The organism is Psychrobacter sp. Sarcosine-02u-2, from assembly GCF_002836335.1.
GTDB classification, from domain to species: domain Bacteria; phylum Pseudomonadota; class Gammaproteobacteria; order Pseudomonadales; family Moraxellaceae; genus Psychrobacter; species Psychrobacter faecalis.
Genome location: NZ_PJBX01000066.1, coordinates 1 through 472 on the forward strand (window position 1 = coordinate 1; position 472 = coordinate 472).

Annotated in this window: 1 protein-coding gene and 1 pseudogene; both read right to left on the reverse strand. The window is 39.8% G+C overall.

All coding sequences use genetic code 11. From position 1 onward, the window contains the following. Window positions 1-183 (reverse strand): annotated as a pseudogene (locus tag CXF58_RS13905) (hypothetical protein); the annotation flags it as partial. Between the two features lie 83 nt (window positions 184-266). Beyond that, window positions 267-472, reverse strand: a 206-nt coding sequence (locus CXF58_RS01285; RefSeq protein WP_180952496.1) for a twin-arginine translocase subunit TatC, incomplete at its 5' end; no start/stop codon positions are given.

Consider the following 472-nt stretch of genomic DNA (forward strand, 5'->3'; position numbering starts at 1 on the left):
TGGTGTTGCTGAAAAAAGCTTATTAAGCTCGTTTGCTCCTATTGGATTGTTTCTAGTTTCTACCAATTGATCTTGAAGGCTTGTATTAAGCGCTTTACGATCAAGGGTAATGCAGTAGCACTCTTGGTTAAGTCGATTTGCAAGACCGTCATTTTTCTCGTTGTTGCTGGTTAGGTGTTCCATTTAGAGTCCGTCGCTAAGTAGAGTACTCACGCTGACATACTCTAGTAAAAAGTAAAAAAGGTACTTGGCGTGTTTAAGTAGTGCTAGCTACTTTCTAATGTTTCATTCCCTGAGACTAAATCATTATTTCGTTCATTTTTAATTAATATCTTTGCTAAGAGTAAACCCAGCTCAAACAATAGCCACATAGGAATCGCCAACAACAGCATTGATACACCATCAGGCGGTGTCACTACCGCGGCGATCCCAAAACAGCCGACTATGATATAACGACGCTTATCTTCTAAAC